We start from the raw sequence: 16,095 nt of genomic DNA on the forward strand, positions 1-16,095 counted from the left end.
ATTGGGCGGCAGAGCATTTCCTGCGGTATCGGTGATCAGGTCGACCTTGACAACCTTGGTGAACGTCTTGTCGAACAGGCCGACGGTGAGAGCCAGGAACAGCGCGAGGACCAGGAAGAACACAAGCCCCAGCACCCGTCGGCCCACAACAGATGTCGTGTTGCTCATCCGGTCACCCTCACGATCGTGCTCGGCGACGGGCCTCGGAGCGGTTTCCCGGTTGTGTCAGCATTGCCAACCTCCCGGTCCATCCTGCCTCGCACGGGGTGGCCGCGGCGCTGTATCGGCGCGATACCCTGGACAGGGAGATTTGGCGGAAAGGACACAACGTGGGGCAACAACGATCCAGGGCCGCATCGCGCGTAGCCACCGTGTGATCGCCCGGGGCTGCACTCCGAGCGACCGATGCACGAGCCGACCGATCTGGTCGATTCAGCCGAACGAACCCGCACAGCGCTGGCCACCGTCGTCGCACGGTTTTCCACCGCCTGGGGGTCCGGGTTACCACCTGACCTGTCGGCGTACTTGCCCCGCGAACCGGCCGAGCGACGTTCGATCCTGATCGAATTGATCAAGATCGACCTCGAATACCGTTGGCTTCACTATCACTTCCCCAAACGACTGACCGAGTACCACGCGGAATTTGCCGAGCTGCAAGAGGGGCCGCTTCCCGCCGACCTGGTCTACGAGGAATTCCACGCCCTGCGCCGCAGTCCGCACACGGCCGATGCGGCCGCCCCGGCGACCGAGGTCGCCACCATGGCCGGTGCACCCGAACTCCCGGAATTCACGAGCGACTACCGCAGCACCCTGATTGCTCGTCCTGAGGCCCAGGTCGTTCTCGACGCCATCGACGTCGGCGACCACGTCGACGACTTCGACCTTCTGATGAAAATCGGGGCGGGCGCCTTCGCCCAGGTGTATCTCGCCCGGCAGCAATCGATGCAGCGGCTGGTCGCGGTCAAGATTTCCCACAACCACGGCATCGAGCCGCAGACCCTCGCCCAGTTGGACCACGACTACATCGTGCGCATCTTCGACCAGCGACTCATCGCCGACGGCGAGCTGAAACTGCTCTACATGCAGTACCTACCGGGCGGAACACTGCTCGACGTGGTGCACTTGCTGCGCGCGACGCCCGCGGAACACCGCAGTGGGCAACTGCTGCTCGATGCCGTCGACGGGGTCCTGGCCGACAAGGGCGAGGTGCGGCCCGCCGAATCTGCGGTTCGAACACGGACCGCAGAACTGACGTGGCCGGAGACCGTCGCCTGGCTGGGCCGCCGGCTCGCGGACGCTCTTCAGCACGCCTCCGAGCGCGGGGTGCTGCACCGAGACATCAAACCGGCGAACGTGCTGCTCAGCGCCGAGGGAATTCCGAAGCTCGCCGACTTCAACGTCAGCTCCAGCAAACGCATCAAGGGCACCAGCCCCCTGGCGTACTTCGGCGGGTCTCTGGCGTACATGTCGCCCGAGCAACTCGAGGCCTGCCATCCGGACCTGCCGGCGACCGCCGCCGACCTCGACACTCGAAGCGACATCTTCGCCCTCGGCGTCATGCTGTGGGAGTTGCTCACCGGACACCGACCGTTCGCGGACGAAACGTGCGCGGGCGAGTCGGAGACCTCACTGGCCCGCATGCTCGAACTGCGGCGCAGGCCCGTCGAGCCGAAGTTTCTGACGGAGCTTCCACCCGACTGCCCGATGGCGCTGCGCCGTGTGCTGCTGAAGTGTCTGTCGCCCGACCGCGAAGACCGCTACCCGTGCGGTTCGGAGTTGGCCCAGCAACTCGACCTGTGCCTCGAGGAGAGGGCCCGCGACCTGGTCTATCCGCCCCCGAAGAGCTGGCGGGCACGACTGTCGCGGTTACCCACCCCCGTCCTGTGGTCGTCTTCGCTCGTCGGCATCGGCCTGGCCACGATCTACCTGGCCGTGCACCTCCAGTCGCTGCTCGACGTGCGCCTGTCCGATGCCACCTATTCGCGGCTCTACACGAGCACCATCGTGTTCAACCTCGTCGCCTGGCCGCTGGCCATCGTCATCTACGCATACATGTCGCGTGACCTTCTCGCGGTTCCTCGGGGGTTGCGCAGGGGCAGGCGCTACGACGAGGACGCCCTCGCGCGGGTGCGATCGCGGACCCTGTTCTGGGGCGACCTGTGCGCGCTGAACACTTTCGTGTTCGCGGTCTGTGCGACCGTGGCGGGGGTGATGCTGCTGCGCTGGTTCACCGACCTTCCGGCCCGGCTGATGGTCCACGCGGGAACGACCGTTCTGGTGGCGGGCACCATCTCCGTTGCGTACACGTTCTTCCTCTCGACGTTCTACGTCGTTCGCTGTGTCTATCCCATCTATCTGCGTCACGGCCGTACGACGGCTCACGATTCCGCCGTTCTTCGTGCGCTGCGTCGAAGGACCACGATCTATCTCGCGGTGACGGCGTCGGTGCCGCTGGTGGGGGTGCTCGCCGGATTCACCGCCCTCGAACCAGCGGAGCTTCCGCTCGTGCGCGATTCGGTCCTGGGGTTGTGCGCGGCGTCCGGGCTCGCGTTCGTCGCCGTCTACTGGTTGTTCAGGAAACTGGATGCCGACGTACGCGCGCTCGAACGGGTCTGTGGCGCGGTCTCCGATGTCCGCGTCTAGAACGCGCCGTGGCCACCGAAGTGGCCGAAACCACCGAAACCGCCGAAGCCCCCGGGAAATGGGCTCACCTCCGGTCGTCCGGGTCCGAAAGGCCCCGTCCACCCCGGCCAGCCCCAGGGAACATCCGAATGCGGCACATCCGTCGATGGCCCCTCATCCGGGACGATTCGGGCGGCGGGTGTGGCAACCCCATCGAGAGCCGTTGCTGCGGAGGCCGTTCCGGCTCCGAGGGCGAGCAGGGGTGCGATCGTGGCCGCGGCAACCGCCGCTCGGATTGCGATCCTGTTCATTGTTCTCACCTTCAATTTCTGTGTTGCGCCTACTTGTGCGTGGCGTGTGGCGGGTTGATGATCGAACGACCATTGATGTCAATCGTCACGCAAACGGGGCCCGGCGTCGCCACCGCCAGCACGACCTTTCGGGTACCGCCAGCCTCACTCTCGGCCTTCCAGGTAGCTGCAATCCGATGGCGGTGCGGTGTCTGCGAGACCCCGCCGCAGGGCGGCGATGAAGTACTCTCGAAGTCGATCACATCGACGGTGATCGGCGTTCCACGGACGGGGAAACTCGGGGTCGACGATGGCCGGTTTCGGTGAGCGGGGGCGTTCCGAGAGCGTCCCGGTGACGCCGCGGGTGCGGGTGATACTGGCCGAGGACGATGTCCTGCTGCGCGAGGGCGTCGCGAGCCTGCTCATACGCTCCGGCTTCGATGTCCTGGAACAGACCGGCGACGCAACCACACTCCTCGAACTGGTCGCGGAACGCGCGCCCGACCTGGTGGTGGTCGATATCCGGATGCCACCGACACACACCACTGAGGGGCTCGACGCCGCCCGCGCGATCCGCGACGCGTTCCCGGAGATCGGCATCCTGGTCCTGTCGGCGCACGCCGATGTCGAGCACGCGATGGAGCTTCTGGCCAGCGGCCGGGGAATCGGTTACCTGCTCAAGAGCCGCATCACCGACGTGGACGATTTCCTCGACACCCTCCAGCGCATCGCCGCGGGAGCCTCCGTCGTCGACCCGGCGCTGGTTCAGGAGTTGGTCTCGGCCCGCCGGCGCAACGACCCGCTCGCCGCGCTCAGCGTGCGGGAGCGGGAGGTTCTCGGCCTCATGGCGGAAGGACGTTCCAACGCCGGCATCGCCCGCCGGCTGTGGGTCACCGAGGGGACCGTCGAGAAGCATGTACGCAGCATCCTCACCAAGTTGCACCTCCCGGAGACCGGTGACGATCACCGACGAGTTCTCGCAGTCGTCACCTTCCTCGAGGCTCGCTGACCGCGGCCGCGTGATCGCCTTCGTTTCCGTCACGATCGCGCAGCAGTTCCCGGATTGCACCGGCCGACAGCTCGGTCTTCGACACGAACCCGACGGCGGGGCTCACCGAGATCAGTTCGGTCAGGTCCTGCTCTGCGTGTGTGGAAATCAGGATCACCGCTGGTGGGTGCGCCTCGTCGTCGAGTCGCTCCGCGAGTTCGAATCCGCTCTCCGGGCCGAGTTCGACGTCCACCAGGATGACGTCGGGCTGCAACTCCGCGACCGTCCGTATCGCGTCGGCGGTGTTCGACACCGTGTCGACGACCACGACTCCCTGCTGCTCGAGCAATCTCCGAGCGGCATCCAGAAAGGTTGGGCTGTCATCGACGATCAAGCATCGTGGATGACCGGGTTGCGGCACCATGACTTCCATGGTCGACCTGGTACTCCCCGGAAAACATTCCCGCTAGCAGGAAGATGCCGCGGCACGTTCCCTTCGGTCACTCACTCACCGGCGACCGGAATGGCGATGTCCAGCGTGGTCCCCTGACCCAGCGGACTCGTGATCCGCATGTGGCCGCCGAGTGCCTCGACGCGGTCCTGCAGCCCGACGAGCCCGGAGCCCGCACCGGACGACGCACCCCCGACGCCGTCGTCTCGGATCACGAGATGGAGTGTGTCCGCCTCCACGCCCATGGACACGCTCACCTCGGACGCCCGAGCGTGCTTGGCGGCATTGGTGAGCGCCTCGGCCACCACGTAATAGGCGGCGACCTCGACCGATTCCGGGAAGCGGCGCTCGACACCCGCATCGACAGTCACGGGCACTGCCGAGCGTCGAGCCAGCGTCCGGACCGCCGACCCCAGCCCTCCCTTCGACAGGATGGCCGGATGGATCCCGTGCGAGAGTTCACGCAGATCCTCCGACACGCCGGCAAACCCCGATGCAATCGCGGACAGCTGCTCCTTCACGTCTCCCCAGTCGACCGGCACCGATGCCTCTGCCAACCGCACCTCGAGGCCCAGCGACACCAGCCGCTGCTGGGCCCCGTCGTGCAGATCGCGCTCCAGTCGACGACGGGCCTCGTCGGCCGCCGCGACAATCCTCGCGCGCGACGCGATCAATTCGGCGCGGGTCGCAGCATTCGCGATCGCGGTCGCGACCAGATCGGCGAAGTCACCGAGTCGCGCCTCCGTGTCCGCCGGCAGCGGCTCCGTGCGCCGCGAGCCGACGATCGCCGCGCCCCACACCCCTGTGTCCACGACGATCGGAACTCCCACGATCGATCCGAACCCCTCGGCACGAATGCGCGTGGCGATTGCCCCACCGACCTGTGCGTGGTTGTCGATCCTGGCGGTACGGCCGGTGCGGGAGACGATCGCCCCGACGTCGTCGCCTGCCGTCGGAATCCTGTCACCGGTGACGGGCATCCGCGTTATCCCCGACTCGTAACGCACGGCGACCAACGTCCCCGTGCCGTCCCCCTCGTAGCGAAGCAGCACGGCGTTGACCACGTGCAGCCAGAGCGCCAACTCTTCGGCCACCGCCGTGAACACCTCCGGAGGGCTCGCCCCGCGCGCCGCCAGTGTCGCCACCCGGCGCAGTGCGGCCTGGTGTTCGGCGAGGATCGCAAGTTCGTCCCGGCTCGCCTCGGCCTCCCGGCGGCGCAGAACGGCCTCGGCGGTTCGCAATCTGGCCTGGCCGGCCATGAGGTTGGCCACCAGCGCGACGGGAAGAAAGACCACGACGGCCACCCAGTCGCCGGCTTTGGTGGGTAGCAGGGTTCCCTCCACCTGAAGGTGAAAGTAGACGTAGACGAGTGCGCTCACCACTGTCGTCATCACCGACAGCGCGAATCCCCACCGAGCCGAAACCACCAGAACTCCGAGCAGGAACACCGCTCCGAATGCGTTGTGCGGTGCGACCTTGTCGAGCTGGTGCACCACAACGGTTTCCACGGCGATCACGGTCGCCGCGACCACCACCCCGAGCCACAACGGAGGCGTGGTCGGACGCACCAGGAGCGATATCACACGCGCAGGCATCCGCCGCGAACCCGCATCGAGAGCCCACGGGGACGCCGCGGCGCGCCGCGACGGCGCTCCCATCGACGACCGTGACCACTTTTGCGTCATCGTGCATGCTCGGATCAGTCGTGCAGTACTCGGACGGACCTCGATGTGCATCATATCGAGGTCTCTGCCGGGTCTCATATCCTGCGAATCGGCTGTGCCCAGGTCCGATAATGGGAGCGTGAGCTCTCGAAGTTCTGCCGCCGAGTGGGCACTCGGTCAGGTCCACGCCGTGCGTGACGATCCCGCGGCCCGCCTCGAGCTGAGCGCCCGTACCTATCACGGTCCCGTCGGCAGTGCACCCCGGCATTTGCCGTTCCGCCGGTCGGCGTTGTCGTTCATGCGCTGGCAACTCGGCCGAGGTGTGCTGGCGCCGCTCGCGGCTGCGCCGCCCGGTAGTCCGTGGTGGCGCGCGGTCAACGAACGGCTGTTGCGCGACGGCTGCGAGGCCGTCGCGCGGAGCGGCGGAAGAGGCGGGACGCCCTCCTCGCACACCATCGAACTGTGGATGTGCTTCGTCGCCGATCCCACCGCACGCACGTGGTATCGGGCTCACAATGCGAGCATCGCCGCCGCCTACCTGGACCATCGCGACCTTGCCGACGCCGAGAGCCGACCCGAGCGCTTCTTCCTCAATGTCGTGCTGCTCCGCGTGCTCTACGCCCACGCGCTGGTCGCCGCGCCACGACTGGCGCTCGGCCGGCTCGCCGCGCTCGGCCCCCTCCTCGGCGATCCTCGCCTGTCGATGACCGGGATCTTCCTCTCCCTCTCGCGGGTCCTCCCCGACCGATACCCCCTCGGAGACGACGTCGCGGCCTACGTCGCCGCCGAGCACAACATCGGTGAGATGCTCGACTACGGTCTCATCGGGCCGCGGCTGCAACAGCTCTACGAATGGTCGGCGGGAGAACTCGGCGAGCCACAACTCCTCGACTGCATATGCGACGGCAACCCGACGTATGCCTGGTCCCACGCCGATCGCGAGGTGTGGCACCAGGCACGCCCGGCCGTCACGATCCGTGCGATCCGGCGCTTTCTGCCGACTGACGACTGACGGCTGACGGCTGACGCACCGCAACTGTGGCGGCGCTGCCCTGATTCGTGGTCTCCGGACGTGGGTAACCTCCCCGCATGAATGTCCCGGACAGTCGTACCGGTCCTCGGTACCGGAAGATCGTCCTCACCGTCGACGGTGAGGAACGGACCCTGGAAGTGGACACCCGCACGACCCTGCTCGACGCGCTCCGTGACCACCTCGGGGTGACAGCGCCGAAAAAGGGGTGCGACCACGGCCAGTGCGGCTCCTGCACGGTGCTCCTCGACGGCAGGCGGGCCACGTCCTGCCTCACGTTCGCCGTCGCCCACGACGGTGAGCGCATCACCACCGCGCACGGACTGGCCGACGGTGAGGTGCTGCATTCCGTTCAGCAAGCATTCGTCGAGCAGGACGGGCTGCAGTGCGGCTACTGCACCCCTGGCCAGATCTGTTCGGCGATCGGGATGCTCGACGAATTCGTGTCACTGCACCCGAGTGCCGTCACCGAGAATCTCGGCGCGCCACCGGAGCTGACCGACGACGAGATACGGGAACGGATGAGCGGCAACCTGTGCCGGTGCGGCGCCTACCCGAACATCCTCGCGGCCATCAGGCAGGCGGCGGAGGCGTGATTCCCTTCGACTACGAGCGGGCCACCGACGTCGACGGCGCCGTGGCCACAGTCACGGGTGATCCGCGGGCATCCTTCCTCGCCGGCGGCACCAACCTCGTCGACCACATGAAGCTCGGGGTTGCCGAGCCGCGTCTTCTCGTCGACGTGAGCCGACTCCCCCTCGGCGACGTCGACGACCTTCCCGGCGGAGGGCTCCGGATCGGGGCCGCGGTCCGCAACAGCGACCTCGCCGCGCACGACGTGGTCCGCGCCCGCTATCCGATGCTGTCCCGGGCGCTCCTCTCCGGTGCGTCGGGGCAGCTGCGCAACCTCGCGACCACCGCGGGAAATCTGCTGCAACGCACGCGGTGCGTGTACTTCCAGGACGTCACGACGCCGTGCAACAAACGGGAACCCGGCACCGGTTGTTCCGCAATCGGCGGTTACGTCCGTTACCACGCCATCCTCGGCGCCTCCGAACACTGCGTCGCGGTGCATCCGTCCGACATGGCGGTCGCGATGACGGCCCTCGACGGTGTGGTGGTCGTCCGCGACACCAGCGGTGAGCGGCGCATCCCGCTGAGCGAGTTCTACCGGCTCCCCGGCGACCGGCCCGACCTCGACACCGTCCTCGCGCACGGTGATCTCGTGACCGCCGTGGAACTTCCCCCGCCGCCGGCCGGGAACCGGTCGGCCTACCGCAAGGTGCGCGACCGCGCCTCATTCGCCTTCGCGGTGATATCCGTGGCCGCCGAACTGACGGTCACGGACGGGTCGATCAGCTCCGCGCGGATCGCACTCGGCGGTGTCGCGCACCGGCCCTGGCGCGCAGCCCGCGCCGAGGAGGTGCTCGTCGGCGCGGCGCCGACCGACGACACGTTCGCCGAGGCCGCGGCGGCCGAACTTGCGGCGGCCCAGCCTCTCCCGGGCAACGAGTTCAAGGTTGCCCTGACCCGGCGGGTGCTCGTGTCGGTACTCCGTTCACTCGCCGAGGAGGCGCCCCGATGACCCTCGTCGAACCGAAGGTGATCGGAACCCCCACCGAACGCGTCGACGCCCACGACAAGGTCACCGGAACGGCGTTGTACGCGTTCGAGCATCCGGTGGACGATCCGACGTATCTGTACCCGGTGCTGTCGACGATCGGACGGGGTCGCGTCACGGCCATGCACACGGCGGACGCGGAGGCGCTGGACGGGGTCGTCGCGGTCCTCACGGTGTTCGATGCGCCCCGCCTCAGCGACACCTCGGACGCAGAGCTCGCCATCCTGCAGGACCCCGAAGTCCACTTCCGTGGTCAGTTCCTGGGCGCGGTGGTCGCGGAGTCACCGGAAGTCGCCCGCCACGGCGCCGGCCTCGTGCGCGTGGACTACGAGGAACTCCTCCACGACGCCGAGTTCCGTTCCGGCAGAGACGATCTGTATGCCCCCGAGGAGGTCAATGCCGGCTTCCCGACCGACACCGAGGACGGCGACGTCGACGCCGCACTCGCCGCTGCCGCGGTCACGGTCGATGAGATCTATTCGACCGCGATGGAACACAACAATCCGATGGAACCGCACGCCACCGTCGCACGGTGGACACCGGGCGGCGCCGGACCGGTACTGACACTGCACGATTCGACGCAGGGTGTCCATTCCGTCCGTGGCACGCTGGCACCGCTGTTCGGACTCGAAATCGAGCAGGTACGGGTGATCGCCCCGTACGTGGGCGGTGGGTTCGGCTCGAAAGGGCTGCCGCACGCGCACAACGTGCTCGCCGTGATGGCCGCGCAGAGAGCGGGAGGACGGCCGGTGAAGTTCGCACTCACCCGGCAGCAGATGTTCGCCCTCTCCGCGTATCGCGCCCCGACCGTGCAGCACATCCGGCTCGGCGCCGACACCGACGGCCGGCTCACCGCGCTGTCCCACGAGGTGATCACACAGTCCGCGAAGATCAAGGAGTTCGCGGAACAGGCGGCCGTCCCGTCGCGGATGATGTACTCCAGCCCCACCCGTTACACCACCCACCGCCTCGCGGCCCTGGACGTGCCCGCTCCGTCCTGGATGCGCGCCCCCGGTGAGACACCGGGCATGTTCGCGGCCGAGGTGGCGATGGACGAACTCGCCGGGGCCTGCGGACTCGACCCGATCGAACTCCGGATCCGCAACGAACCGGCCGTCGACCCGAGCACGGGGAGACCCTGGTCGGGGCGACGGCTCGCCGACTGCCTGCGCGAGGGTGCCCGGCGCTTCGGGTGGGGGGCCCGGGACGCGACCGCGGCGGCACGGTCGGACTCGGACTGGCTGGTGGGGATGGGGGTCGCCTCCTCGACGTATCCCGCCGGCACCATGCCGGGATCCGTCGCGCGCATCGTGTACCGATCCGACGGCAGGTACACCGTGCAGATCGGATCGGTCGACATCGGAACCGGCGCGTGGACCGCACTGACGCAGATCGCCGCCGACGCACTGAGGAGCCCCCTCGACGCCATCGACCTGCACATCGGGGACACCGACTATCCGTCGGCGACGGTCGCGGGCGGCTCCACCGGAACCAGTTCGTGGGGCAGCGCGATCGTCGCGGCCGCCCGCGCGTTCCGGGACGAGCACGGCACGTCCCCGCAGTCGGGAGCAGAGGCGAGTGCCGGAACACCCGAGAACCCCGACGCCGAGAACTTCGCGCTGCATTCGTTCGGCGCCCACTTCGTGGAGGCCCACGTCCACCGTGATTCCTGCGAGATCCGCGTCGAACGCATGCTCGGGGTGTTCGCGATCGGGCGGGTGATCAACGCCCGCACGGTGCGGTCGCAGCTCCTCGGCGGCATGACGATGGGCGTGTCGATGGCGCTGCACGAGAGCAGTGTGAACGACCCCCGGTTCGGCCACGTCGTGACCCAGGATCTCGCCTCCTATCACGTCAGCACTCACGCCGACATCCGCTACCTGGACGCGGTGTGCCTCGACGACGTCGACGAGCACGCCAACGCCATGGGGTCGAAGGGCGCCGGTGAGATCGGGATCGTCGGGGCCGCGGCCGCGGTGACGAACGCCGTTCGTCACGCCACCGGGATCCGGGTCCGGAAGGTGCCGATCCACCTGGACGATCTGCTGCCCGACTGATCTGTGCTAGTGCACGTCCCACGCCTCCGCGAGGGAGGTGCGCAGATAACTCTTCATCGCCCGGAGCTTCTGGACGTCGGTGGCCTTCGGCGCGAGTCCGTCGAGGACGAGTTCCATGAATCGCCTCCGGTTGACGCCGAATCGCTCGAGCAGTTCCGCTGCGCCGGCCCCACCGAACGGCGCCCATTGGATCGCGAAGCTGATCATCCACCGCGCATCCGAGCTGACGGAGTGCATCTGCTCGAGCAGATCGCACCGACGCAGCGCAAGACGCAGCCATTCGGTGCCGAACGCTTCCTCCGGTTCGTCCGCGGTCTGGGTTTCCACGAGACTCACCGCTGCCGGGCTGCGCGGACCGAGAACACGGGCAACTGCTCCGCCGTCGACGCCGGCCGGAACTCCACGCGAACCGGGCAGTCGGAGGGCGCCGGGACCTCTCCGTCGATCCAGGTGTACACCCACGGGCCCTCGTCGAGTTCGACGATCGCGATCGTGCAGGGCACGAGGCCCCGGTCGATGCCGGTCGCTTCGCGGTGCACCACCTTCGACGACACGATCGACCCGATGCCGCAGGACGGGACCCGCTCGAGTTCCGAACCCTGGCACGAGGAACACGTCGCCATCAGTGGGGCGAGCAGTGTCGTGCAGTTCAGGCACCGTTGGATCATCAACTCACATTTTTGGGCGAGTTCCTGCAGGCGGGTGACGCCGCCCGCGGTCACGACCCCACCTCCGCGGCGACCGGGGACCCCATTCGGGGGTCGGGCTTTCGGTGGATTCGGGGTTCAGTGGACATCGGGGGCCTCGGTCTGGAGCCGGATGGGGGGACGCGTATGAGCATCCCGCTCGCAGCGCAGAAGTACAGCGGCTGAACGACCCGGGGACATACCTGTTTCGCCCGGGCAGGTGCCCGGTCAGGGGTGCGGGTCCTGCGCGTGTTCGACGATCCATGCCGCGATCTGGGTGCGCGAGTTGAAGCCCAGTTTCGCGAGAATGTGCTCGACGTGCCCCTGCGCGGTGCGCTGCGAGATCACCAGACGGGCGGCGATCGCCTTGTTGGTCAACCCGTCGGCGACGAGTTCGGCGACCTGCCATTCGCGTCGGGTCAGGTTCGTCGTGCCGTTCGAGGCCGCCACCGTGTCGGGACGCCGCTCGTCGAGCGCGTACGCGACGGCGTCGTCGAAGGACGTGTGCATGCCGTGGTCGAACGCGGTGTCGAACGCGCGGTCCCCGATCACGGCGCGCGCCTGCTGCTCGCATTCCGCGTGGTGGACGAGCAGGTTGGGGTAGACGGTGCTCGGGTTGCCGACGGCTTGCGCGAGCGCCTCCGCGGCGCCCATCAGTTCGGCGGCGTGCTGCGGCCGGTCGGAGCCGACGGCGATCCAGGCCAGCACCTCGAGTGCGCCGCAGGCGCTGATCTGGTCGTCGACCAGGTGGGACAGCCGCAGTCCCTGCTTCACGTAGTCGTCGGCGAGTGCGAGGTGCCCGCGTTGCCACGCCGCCATACCCGCTGCCCACAGCGACCAGCCGCGGTAGACGGACTCGCCGTGGGCCTCGGTGAGCGCGAAGATCTCGGATCCGCACATCTTCGCCACGGCCCCGTCGCCCTGCATGCCGCTGACCAGTGCCAACCCGAGCAGCCCCCACGTCAATTGGAGCAGGTTTCCCTTGTCGCGAAACTCGGCGAGCGCCTCTTCGAAGCACACCCGCGCGCGCGGAAGGTCCCCGGCGAACATGGCGCAGCACCCGGCTGCATGGATCACCAGGGCACGCATCAGCGTGTCACCGTGTCGATCCGCGAGTACGGCGCCCTCGTCGACCAGCGCCTTCGCGGCCTCGCGGTCGCCGTGCATCCCGGCGAGCACGCTGTCGACGTACAGTGCCTCGATTCGCTCCCGGGTCGCGCCGCCCTCGTGCCTGCCCAGGAGCTGGCCGAGCCAGCGGCGCCCTTCCCGGAGCAACCCCCGCGCACGCCAGTACGGGTACAGCGCTGCGGCGATCCGCAGCCCCGACCCGGCCTCCCCGGGCTCGATCAGACAGAAGTGGAGCGCTGCGCGCACGTTCAGCTTCTCCGCATCGAGCCGGTTGATCCACATCACCTGCCGGGGTCCGATCCACTCGGCTTCGCACTGCACGACCAACTGCTCGTACCAGTCGCGATGCCGTCGTCGCAGCGTCACATACTCGCCGGTCTCCTGCAGCTTCTCGCGGCCGTAGTCCCGCACCGTCTCGAGCAGGTGGTACCGCACCGCCGGCCCCGACTCCTCCCGGATCAGGATCGACTTGTCGATCAAGGACGCCACCACGTCGAGGACGTTCTCCACCGGCAGGTCGCCGGCGCAGATTCCCTCTACCGCGTCCAGTTCGAAGCCGCCCGCGAACACCGACAGCCTCGCCCACAGCTCCCGTTCCTCGTCGGTGCACAGCTCGTGACTCCAGTCGACGCACAAGCGCAGGGTCTGCTGCCGGCTCGGCGCCCCGCGCGACCCGACCGTCAGCAACCGGTAGCGGTCGGTCAACCGGTGGAGGATCTGTTCGGCGGACATCACCCGCAGCCGCACCGCCGCCAACTCGATCGCCAACGGCAATCCGTCCAGCTGCCGGCAGATCCGGGCGACGGCCACATGGTTGTCCTCGGTGAGTTCGAACTCGGGTACCGCGGTGGCCGCCCGCTCGACGAACAGCGTCACCGCCTCGTACTGCGGCAAGCCCTGCAGTGACGTCCGGTCCGGTTCCGGCACCGTCAACGGCGGCACCCTCAGTACCGCCTCGCCGCCGATGCCCAACGGTTCGCGGCTCGTCGTGAGGATCCGCAACTCGGGGCAACTCCGCAACAACGTCTCCGACAACGCGGCGGCCGCGGCGACCACGTGCTCGCAGTTGTCGAGCACCAACAGCAGTTGCCGGGAGGCAAGGTACTCGGTCAACAGCACCTCCGGATTCCCGGTGCGCTGCTCGCGAAGTCGCAGTGCCGCCGACACGGCGTCGACGATGGCCGTGTCGTCGTCCAACTCCCCCAGCTCGACCAGCCACACGCCGTCGTCGAATGCGCGACTTGCGTCGGCCGCCACCCGCAACGCCAGCCGTGTCTTCCCCACACCGCCGATCCCGGCGAGTGTCACCAGACGCGCCACGGACAGCAGGCGTCGCGCCTCGGTCACCTCACGGCGACGGCCGACGAAACTCGTCAATTCGTGGGGCAGGTTACCCACGGTGCCCTTGACTGCCGGCGGCATCACACCGTCACTCTCGACTCATGACCCCCTGCGCACACGGTACTCCCGGTGCGCGGCGGGAACGACGCTTTCGGCTGCGGGTCCGCGAGTTTCGGTGTCGCAGGTCTCGAGGGTCGCAAGTCTCGAGGGTCCGGGACGGGTCACCGTGTCCAGCGGGTGGGTGCCCAGCGACCGGTGTAGGAGCGGATGCGGTTCGCGCGGTGGGGCGGCCGCCGGGTGCCGGTCTCGGTCAGGCTGTGCGGGATCATGGCGATCCTGGCGCCGTCGACCACGTAGGCGGCTCCGGTGACGAACATTCCGGCCGGCGCGGTCAGGTACGACGCGACGGCGGCGACTTCCCCATCGTCGCGGCCGGGACATGCGAAGTCCGGTTCGGCTGCGGGTACCACGACCGAGTTGACGGTGATCGAATACCGCGCCAACTCGGCGGCGAGCAGACCGGTGAGCCCGCCGAGTCCGGAGGACGCGGTGGTGATGTTGACGATCCGGCCGCCCCCACCGCTCGCGATCATGTAGCGCACGGCGCGTTGGATGCACTCGACGGCAGTACTCCCGGGGCAGCTGACGAGAACACCGATTCCACCCAGTTCGCGGGCGAACTCGTCGACGGCGGCGGCGGAGTCGGGCAGGTCCGCCAGATCCATGCGCTGCACGGCCGCGCGGACCGATCTGGTCCGGACGTCGGCGGCAGTGGATTCGGCGCTGTCCCGGTCCGCGGCGTAGGCGAGGCCGACGTCGAAGCCGTCGTCCGCGAGGGCCAGTGCAACGGCCCGGCCCATCGGCGAGTCCGATCCCGTCACGACTGCGGTGCGTGTGCTGGGGTGCATGTAGTCGGAATACCCCCTGGTAGATCTGCTCAAACGCTCAACTTTCGGACTGTGTACGGGCAGAACACAATCCGGCGGCGCACCGATCAGCAGTTGGACGGCGCCGGATCGCCCCGGAACCGGGCGTCGAGATAGTCCAGGGCGGTCGGCAGTCCCAGCACGGCGGTCGTCAGGTGATCGGGACTCGGGAAGAGGTCGGACTGCACCTTCGCGCCGGCCGCGCAGTACCGGGCGATGGTCGCCTCGATCGAATCGACCGGGATGAGGACGTCTGTCGGGCTGTGCCATTCGAAGATCGGTGCCGTCGGCACGCCCGGATACAGCTCGACGCTGTTCTCGTTCAGCACCTCCCAGGCCTGCGGGCTGCTCATGAGGTCGGTGGTCTTCGCGACCTCCGTCGCACTGTGGCCGGCGCCGGCGGCGAGGATGCCGTTGGTGCACGCGTTGGCCATTTCGTTACGCATCTCCAGGCCGCGGTCGTTGAGCTGCTCGCTGATCGGAAGCCGGTCCGGGTATTCGCGTTCGAGGCCGAGCGCCGCCGCCATCGCGAGACCGAACGCGGGGTGCGGTTGCATTCCGAGACCGTTGGCCATCTTGCCGATGTTCATCGGCACCCCGCCCTCGGCGACACCGACGATGTTCAGTTCCGGCGCGTACGTCGGCGCGAGGGCCGCGGCCCAGGCCGACGCCATCCCACCGCCGGAGTACCCGGCCAGCGCGACGGGGCTCTCCGCCACGTTCAGTTCCGGTACCCGCTGGACGGCGCGGATGCCGTCGAGGGTGATGGTTCCCCCGAGTCTCGCGGCGCCGTAAGCGCTGTTCGGGCCGAGGTGGTCGGGCAGCGCGACCGTCCAGCCCTTCTGCAGTGCGAGGTTCAGTGCGGGCGCCTCCTTGATCTGGAGGTCGGGGTCGTTCGAATACAGGGTCCGCGACGGTGCGCACCGCGGTCCGAGTGCGTTGATGATGTGCTGATAGGACAGCAGCGGACCGTTCGCGACCCGGTTGCGGGGTACCAGCACCGTGGTCACCGACGAGATCGGGTGGTCCTCCGAATTGGTGGTGCGGTATTTCACCTGCCACACATCGGTGTCGGGGAAGGCGAGCAGCGGAGGCATCGGACGGGTCGCGATCGGCTCGCCGTCCGCGACGGCGCTCAGATTCTGCGGCTGGATGTAGAACGGTTCGGTCTCGGACGCCGGATAGATCGGGGCGGCGGCCGCGACACCCGCGTTCGCGACCGCGGTACAGGCGAATAATGCGGCACATATGGCACTCGCGGAGAGGCTCGTGATCCGAGAGCGCTTCATGC

Annotated in this window: 14 protein-coding genes and 1 pseudogene; 6 read left to right on the plus strand and 9 right to left on the minus strand. The window is 68.2% G+C overall.

Translation table 11 applies throughout. The features are described 5' to 3' along the window. A pseudogene (locus RJ1_RS47560) lies at window positions 1-168 on the minus strand (MCE family protein); the annotation flags it as partial. Between the two features lie 237 nt (window positions 169-405). Here RJ1_RS47560 and RJ1_RS09195 point away from each other — a divergent pair. Further along, a complete protein-coding gene (locus RJ1_RS09195; protein WP_073359653.1) occupies window positions 406-2,643 on the plus strand; it encodes a serine/threonine-protein kinase in 2,238 nt (745 codons plus the stop codon). Here the strand turns inward: RJ1_RS09195 and RJ1_RS09200 are convergent. Continuing rightward, window positions 2,640-2,933: a hypothetical protein gene (locus tag RJ1_RS09200; protein ID WP_073359654.1), complete on the minus strand. Its 294-nt coding sequence runs from the start codon at window positions 2,931-2,933 to the stop codon at window positions 2,640-2,642. The two genes, RJ1_RS09195 and RJ1_RS09200, sit on opposite strands and share 4 nt — an antisense overlap. Before the next feature lie 289 nt (window positions 2,934-3,222). Here RJ1_RS09200 and RJ1_RS09205 point away from each other — a divergent pair, with 289 nt between their 5' ends. Further along, window positions 3,223-3,921, plus strand: coding sequence for a response regulator (locus tag RJ1_RS09205; RefSeq protein ID WP_143049032.1), 699 nt, complete (start codon window positions 3,223-3,225; stop codon window positions 3,919-3,921). Here RJ1_RS09205 and RJ1_RS09210 read toward each other — a convergent pair. Continuing rightward, window positions 3,899-4,333 carry a LytR/AlgR family response regulator transcription factor gene (locus RJ1_RS09210; protein WP_073359655.1) on the minus strand — a complete coding sequence of 145 codons (435 nt, stop codon included), beginning with the start codon at window positions 4,331-4,333 and terminating at the stop codon, window positions 3,899-3,901. The genes RJ1_RS09205 and RJ1_RS09210 overlap by 23 nt on opposite strands. 71 nt (window positions 4,334-4,404) lie before the next feature. Then, window positions 4,405-5,946, minus strand: coding sequence for a GAF domain-containing sensor histidine kinase (locus RJ1_RS09215; protein WP_073359755.1), 1,542 nt, complete (start codon window positions 5,944-5,946; stop codon window positions 4,405-4,407). 208 nt (window positions 5,947-6,154) lie between these two features. On the opposite strand from RJ1_RS09215, the gene RJ1_RS09220 reads away from it, so the two are divergent. The 4 genes from RJ1_RS09220 to RJ1_RS09235 all read left to right on the plus strand — a co-directional run bounded on the left by RJ1_RS09220 (window position 6,155) and on the right by RJ1_RS09235 (window position 10,723). Beyond that, window positions 6,155-7,027 carry a hypothetical protein gene (locus RJ1_RS09220; protein ID WP_073359656.1) on the plus strand — a complete coding sequence of 291 codons (873 nt, stop codon included), beginning with the start codon at window positions 6,155-6,157 and terminating at the stop codon, window positions 7,025-7,027. A gap of 77 nt (window positions 7,028-7,104) precedes the next feature. After that, the gene (locus tag RJ1_RS09225; protein WP_073359657.1) at window positions 7,105-7,641 is read left to right on the plus strand and encodes a 2Fe-2S iron-sulfur cluster-binding protein; all 537 of its coding nucleotides are present in this window, start codon (window positions 7,105-7,107) and stop codon (window positions 7,639-7,641) included. After that, window positions 7,638-8,630, plus strand: a complete 993-nt coding sequence (locus RJ1_RS09230; RefSeq protein ID WP_073359658.1) for an FAD binding domain-containing protein — start codon at window positions 7,638-7,640, stop codon at window positions 8,628-8,630. Before RJ1_RS09225 ends, RJ1_RS09230 begins: the two co-directional genes overlap by 4 nt. Beyond that, window positions 8,627-10,723, plus strand: a complete 2,097-nt coding sequence (locus RJ1_RS09235) for a xanthine dehydrogenase family protein molybdopterin-binding subunit (protein WP_073359659.1) — start codon at window positions 8,627-8,629, stop codon at window positions 10,721-10,723. The genes RJ1_RS09230 and RJ1_RS09235 overlap by 4 nt, the downstream gene beginning before the upstream one ends. A gap of 6 nt (window positions 10,724-10,729) precedes the next feature. On the opposite strand, the gene RJ1_RS09240 is transcribed toward RJ1_RS09235, so the two are convergent. The 5 genes from RJ1_RS09240 to RJ1_RS09260 form a co-directional block, all read right to left on the minus strand. Then, window positions 10,730-11,050: a hypothetical protein gene (locus tag RJ1_RS09240; RefSeq protein WP_073359756.1), complete on the minus strand. Its 321-nt coding sequence runs from the start codon at window positions 11,048-11,050 to the stop codon at window positions 10,730-10,732. Window positions 11,051-11,055: 5 nt separating this feature from the next. Beyond that, window positions 11,056-11,445, minus strand: a complete 390-nt coding sequence (locus RJ1_RS09245) for a Zn-ribbon domain-containing OB-fold protein (RefSeq protein ID WP_073359660.1) — start codon at window positions 11,443-11,445, stop codon at window positions 11,056-11,058. Window positions 11,446-11,637: 192 nt separating this feature from the next. Continuing rightward, window positions 11,638-13,959 carry an ATP-binding protein gene (locus RJ1_RS09250; RefSeq protein ID WP_073359661.1) on the minus strand — a complete coding sequence of 774 codons (2,322 nt, stop codon included), beginning with the start codon at window positions 13,957-13,959 and terminating at the stop codon, window positions 11,638-11,640. Window positions 13,960-14,099: 140 nt separating this feature from the next. After that, entirely contained in the window at window positions 14,100-14,786 is a 687-nt protein-coding gene (locus tag RJ1_RS09255) for an SDR family NAD(P)-dependent oxidoreductase (protein WP_073359662.1), read from the minus strand. An 86-nt stretch (window positions 14,787-14,872) separates the two neighbouring features. Continuing rightward, window positions 14,873-16,093, minus strand: a complete 1,221-nt coding sequence (locus RJ1_RS09260; RefSeq protein ID WP_073359663.1) for a lipase family protein — start codon at window positions 16,091-16,093, stop codon at window positions 14,873-14,875. Between the last annotated feature and the right edge of the window lie 2 nt (window positions 16,094-16,095).

Origin of the sequence: Rhodococcus jostii NBRC 16295, from assembly GCF_001894825.1 — a bacterium.
GTDB lineage: Bacteria > Actinomycetota > Actinomycetes > Mycobacteriales > Mycobacteriaceae > Rhodococcus_F > Rhodococcus_F jostii.

Bases quoted from the DNA above. Each gene is read 5' to 3' on its own strand.
- RJ1_RS09255 (WP_073359662.1), bottom strand. From the start codon at position 14,786: ATGCACCCCAGCACACGCACCGCAGTCGTGACGGGATCGGACTCGCCG.
- RJ1_RS09215 (WP_073359755.1), bottom strand. From the start codon at position 5,946: ATGCCTGCGCGTGTGATATCGCTCCTGGTGCGTCCGACCACGCCTCCG.
- RJ1_RS09250 (WP_073359661.1), bottom strand. From the start codon at position 13,959: ATGCCGCCGGCAGTCAAGGGCACCGTGGGTAACCTGCCCCACGAATTG.
- RJ1_RS09200 (WP_073359654.1), bottom strand. From the start codon at position 2,933: ATGAACAGGATCGCAATCCGAGCGGCGGTTGCCGCGGCCACGATCGCA.
- RJ1_RS09205 (WP_143049032.1), top strand. From the start codon at position 3,223: ATGGCCGGTTTCGGTGAGCGGGGGCGTTCCGAGAGCGTCCCGGTGACG.
- RJ1_RS09235 (WP_073359659.1), top strand. From the start codon at position 8,627: ATGACCCTCGTCGAACCGAAGGTGATCGGAACCCCCACCGAACGCGTC.
- RJ1_RS09210 (WP_073359655.1), bottom strand. From the start codon at position 4,333: ATGGAAGTCATGGTGCCGCAACCCGGTCATCCACGATGCTTGATCGTC.
- RJ1_RS09260 (WP_073359663.1), bottom strand. From the start codon at position 16,093: ATGAAGCGCTCTCGGATCACGAGCCTCTCCGCGAGTGCCATATGTGCC.
- RJ1_RS09195 (WP_073359653.1), top strand. From the start codon at position 406: ATGCACGAGCCGACCGATCTGGTCGATTCAGCCGAACGAACCCGCACA.
- RJ1_RS09225 (WP_073359657.1), top strand. From the start codon at position 7,105: ATGAATGTCCCGGACAGTCGTACCGGTCCTCGGTACCGGAAGATCGTC.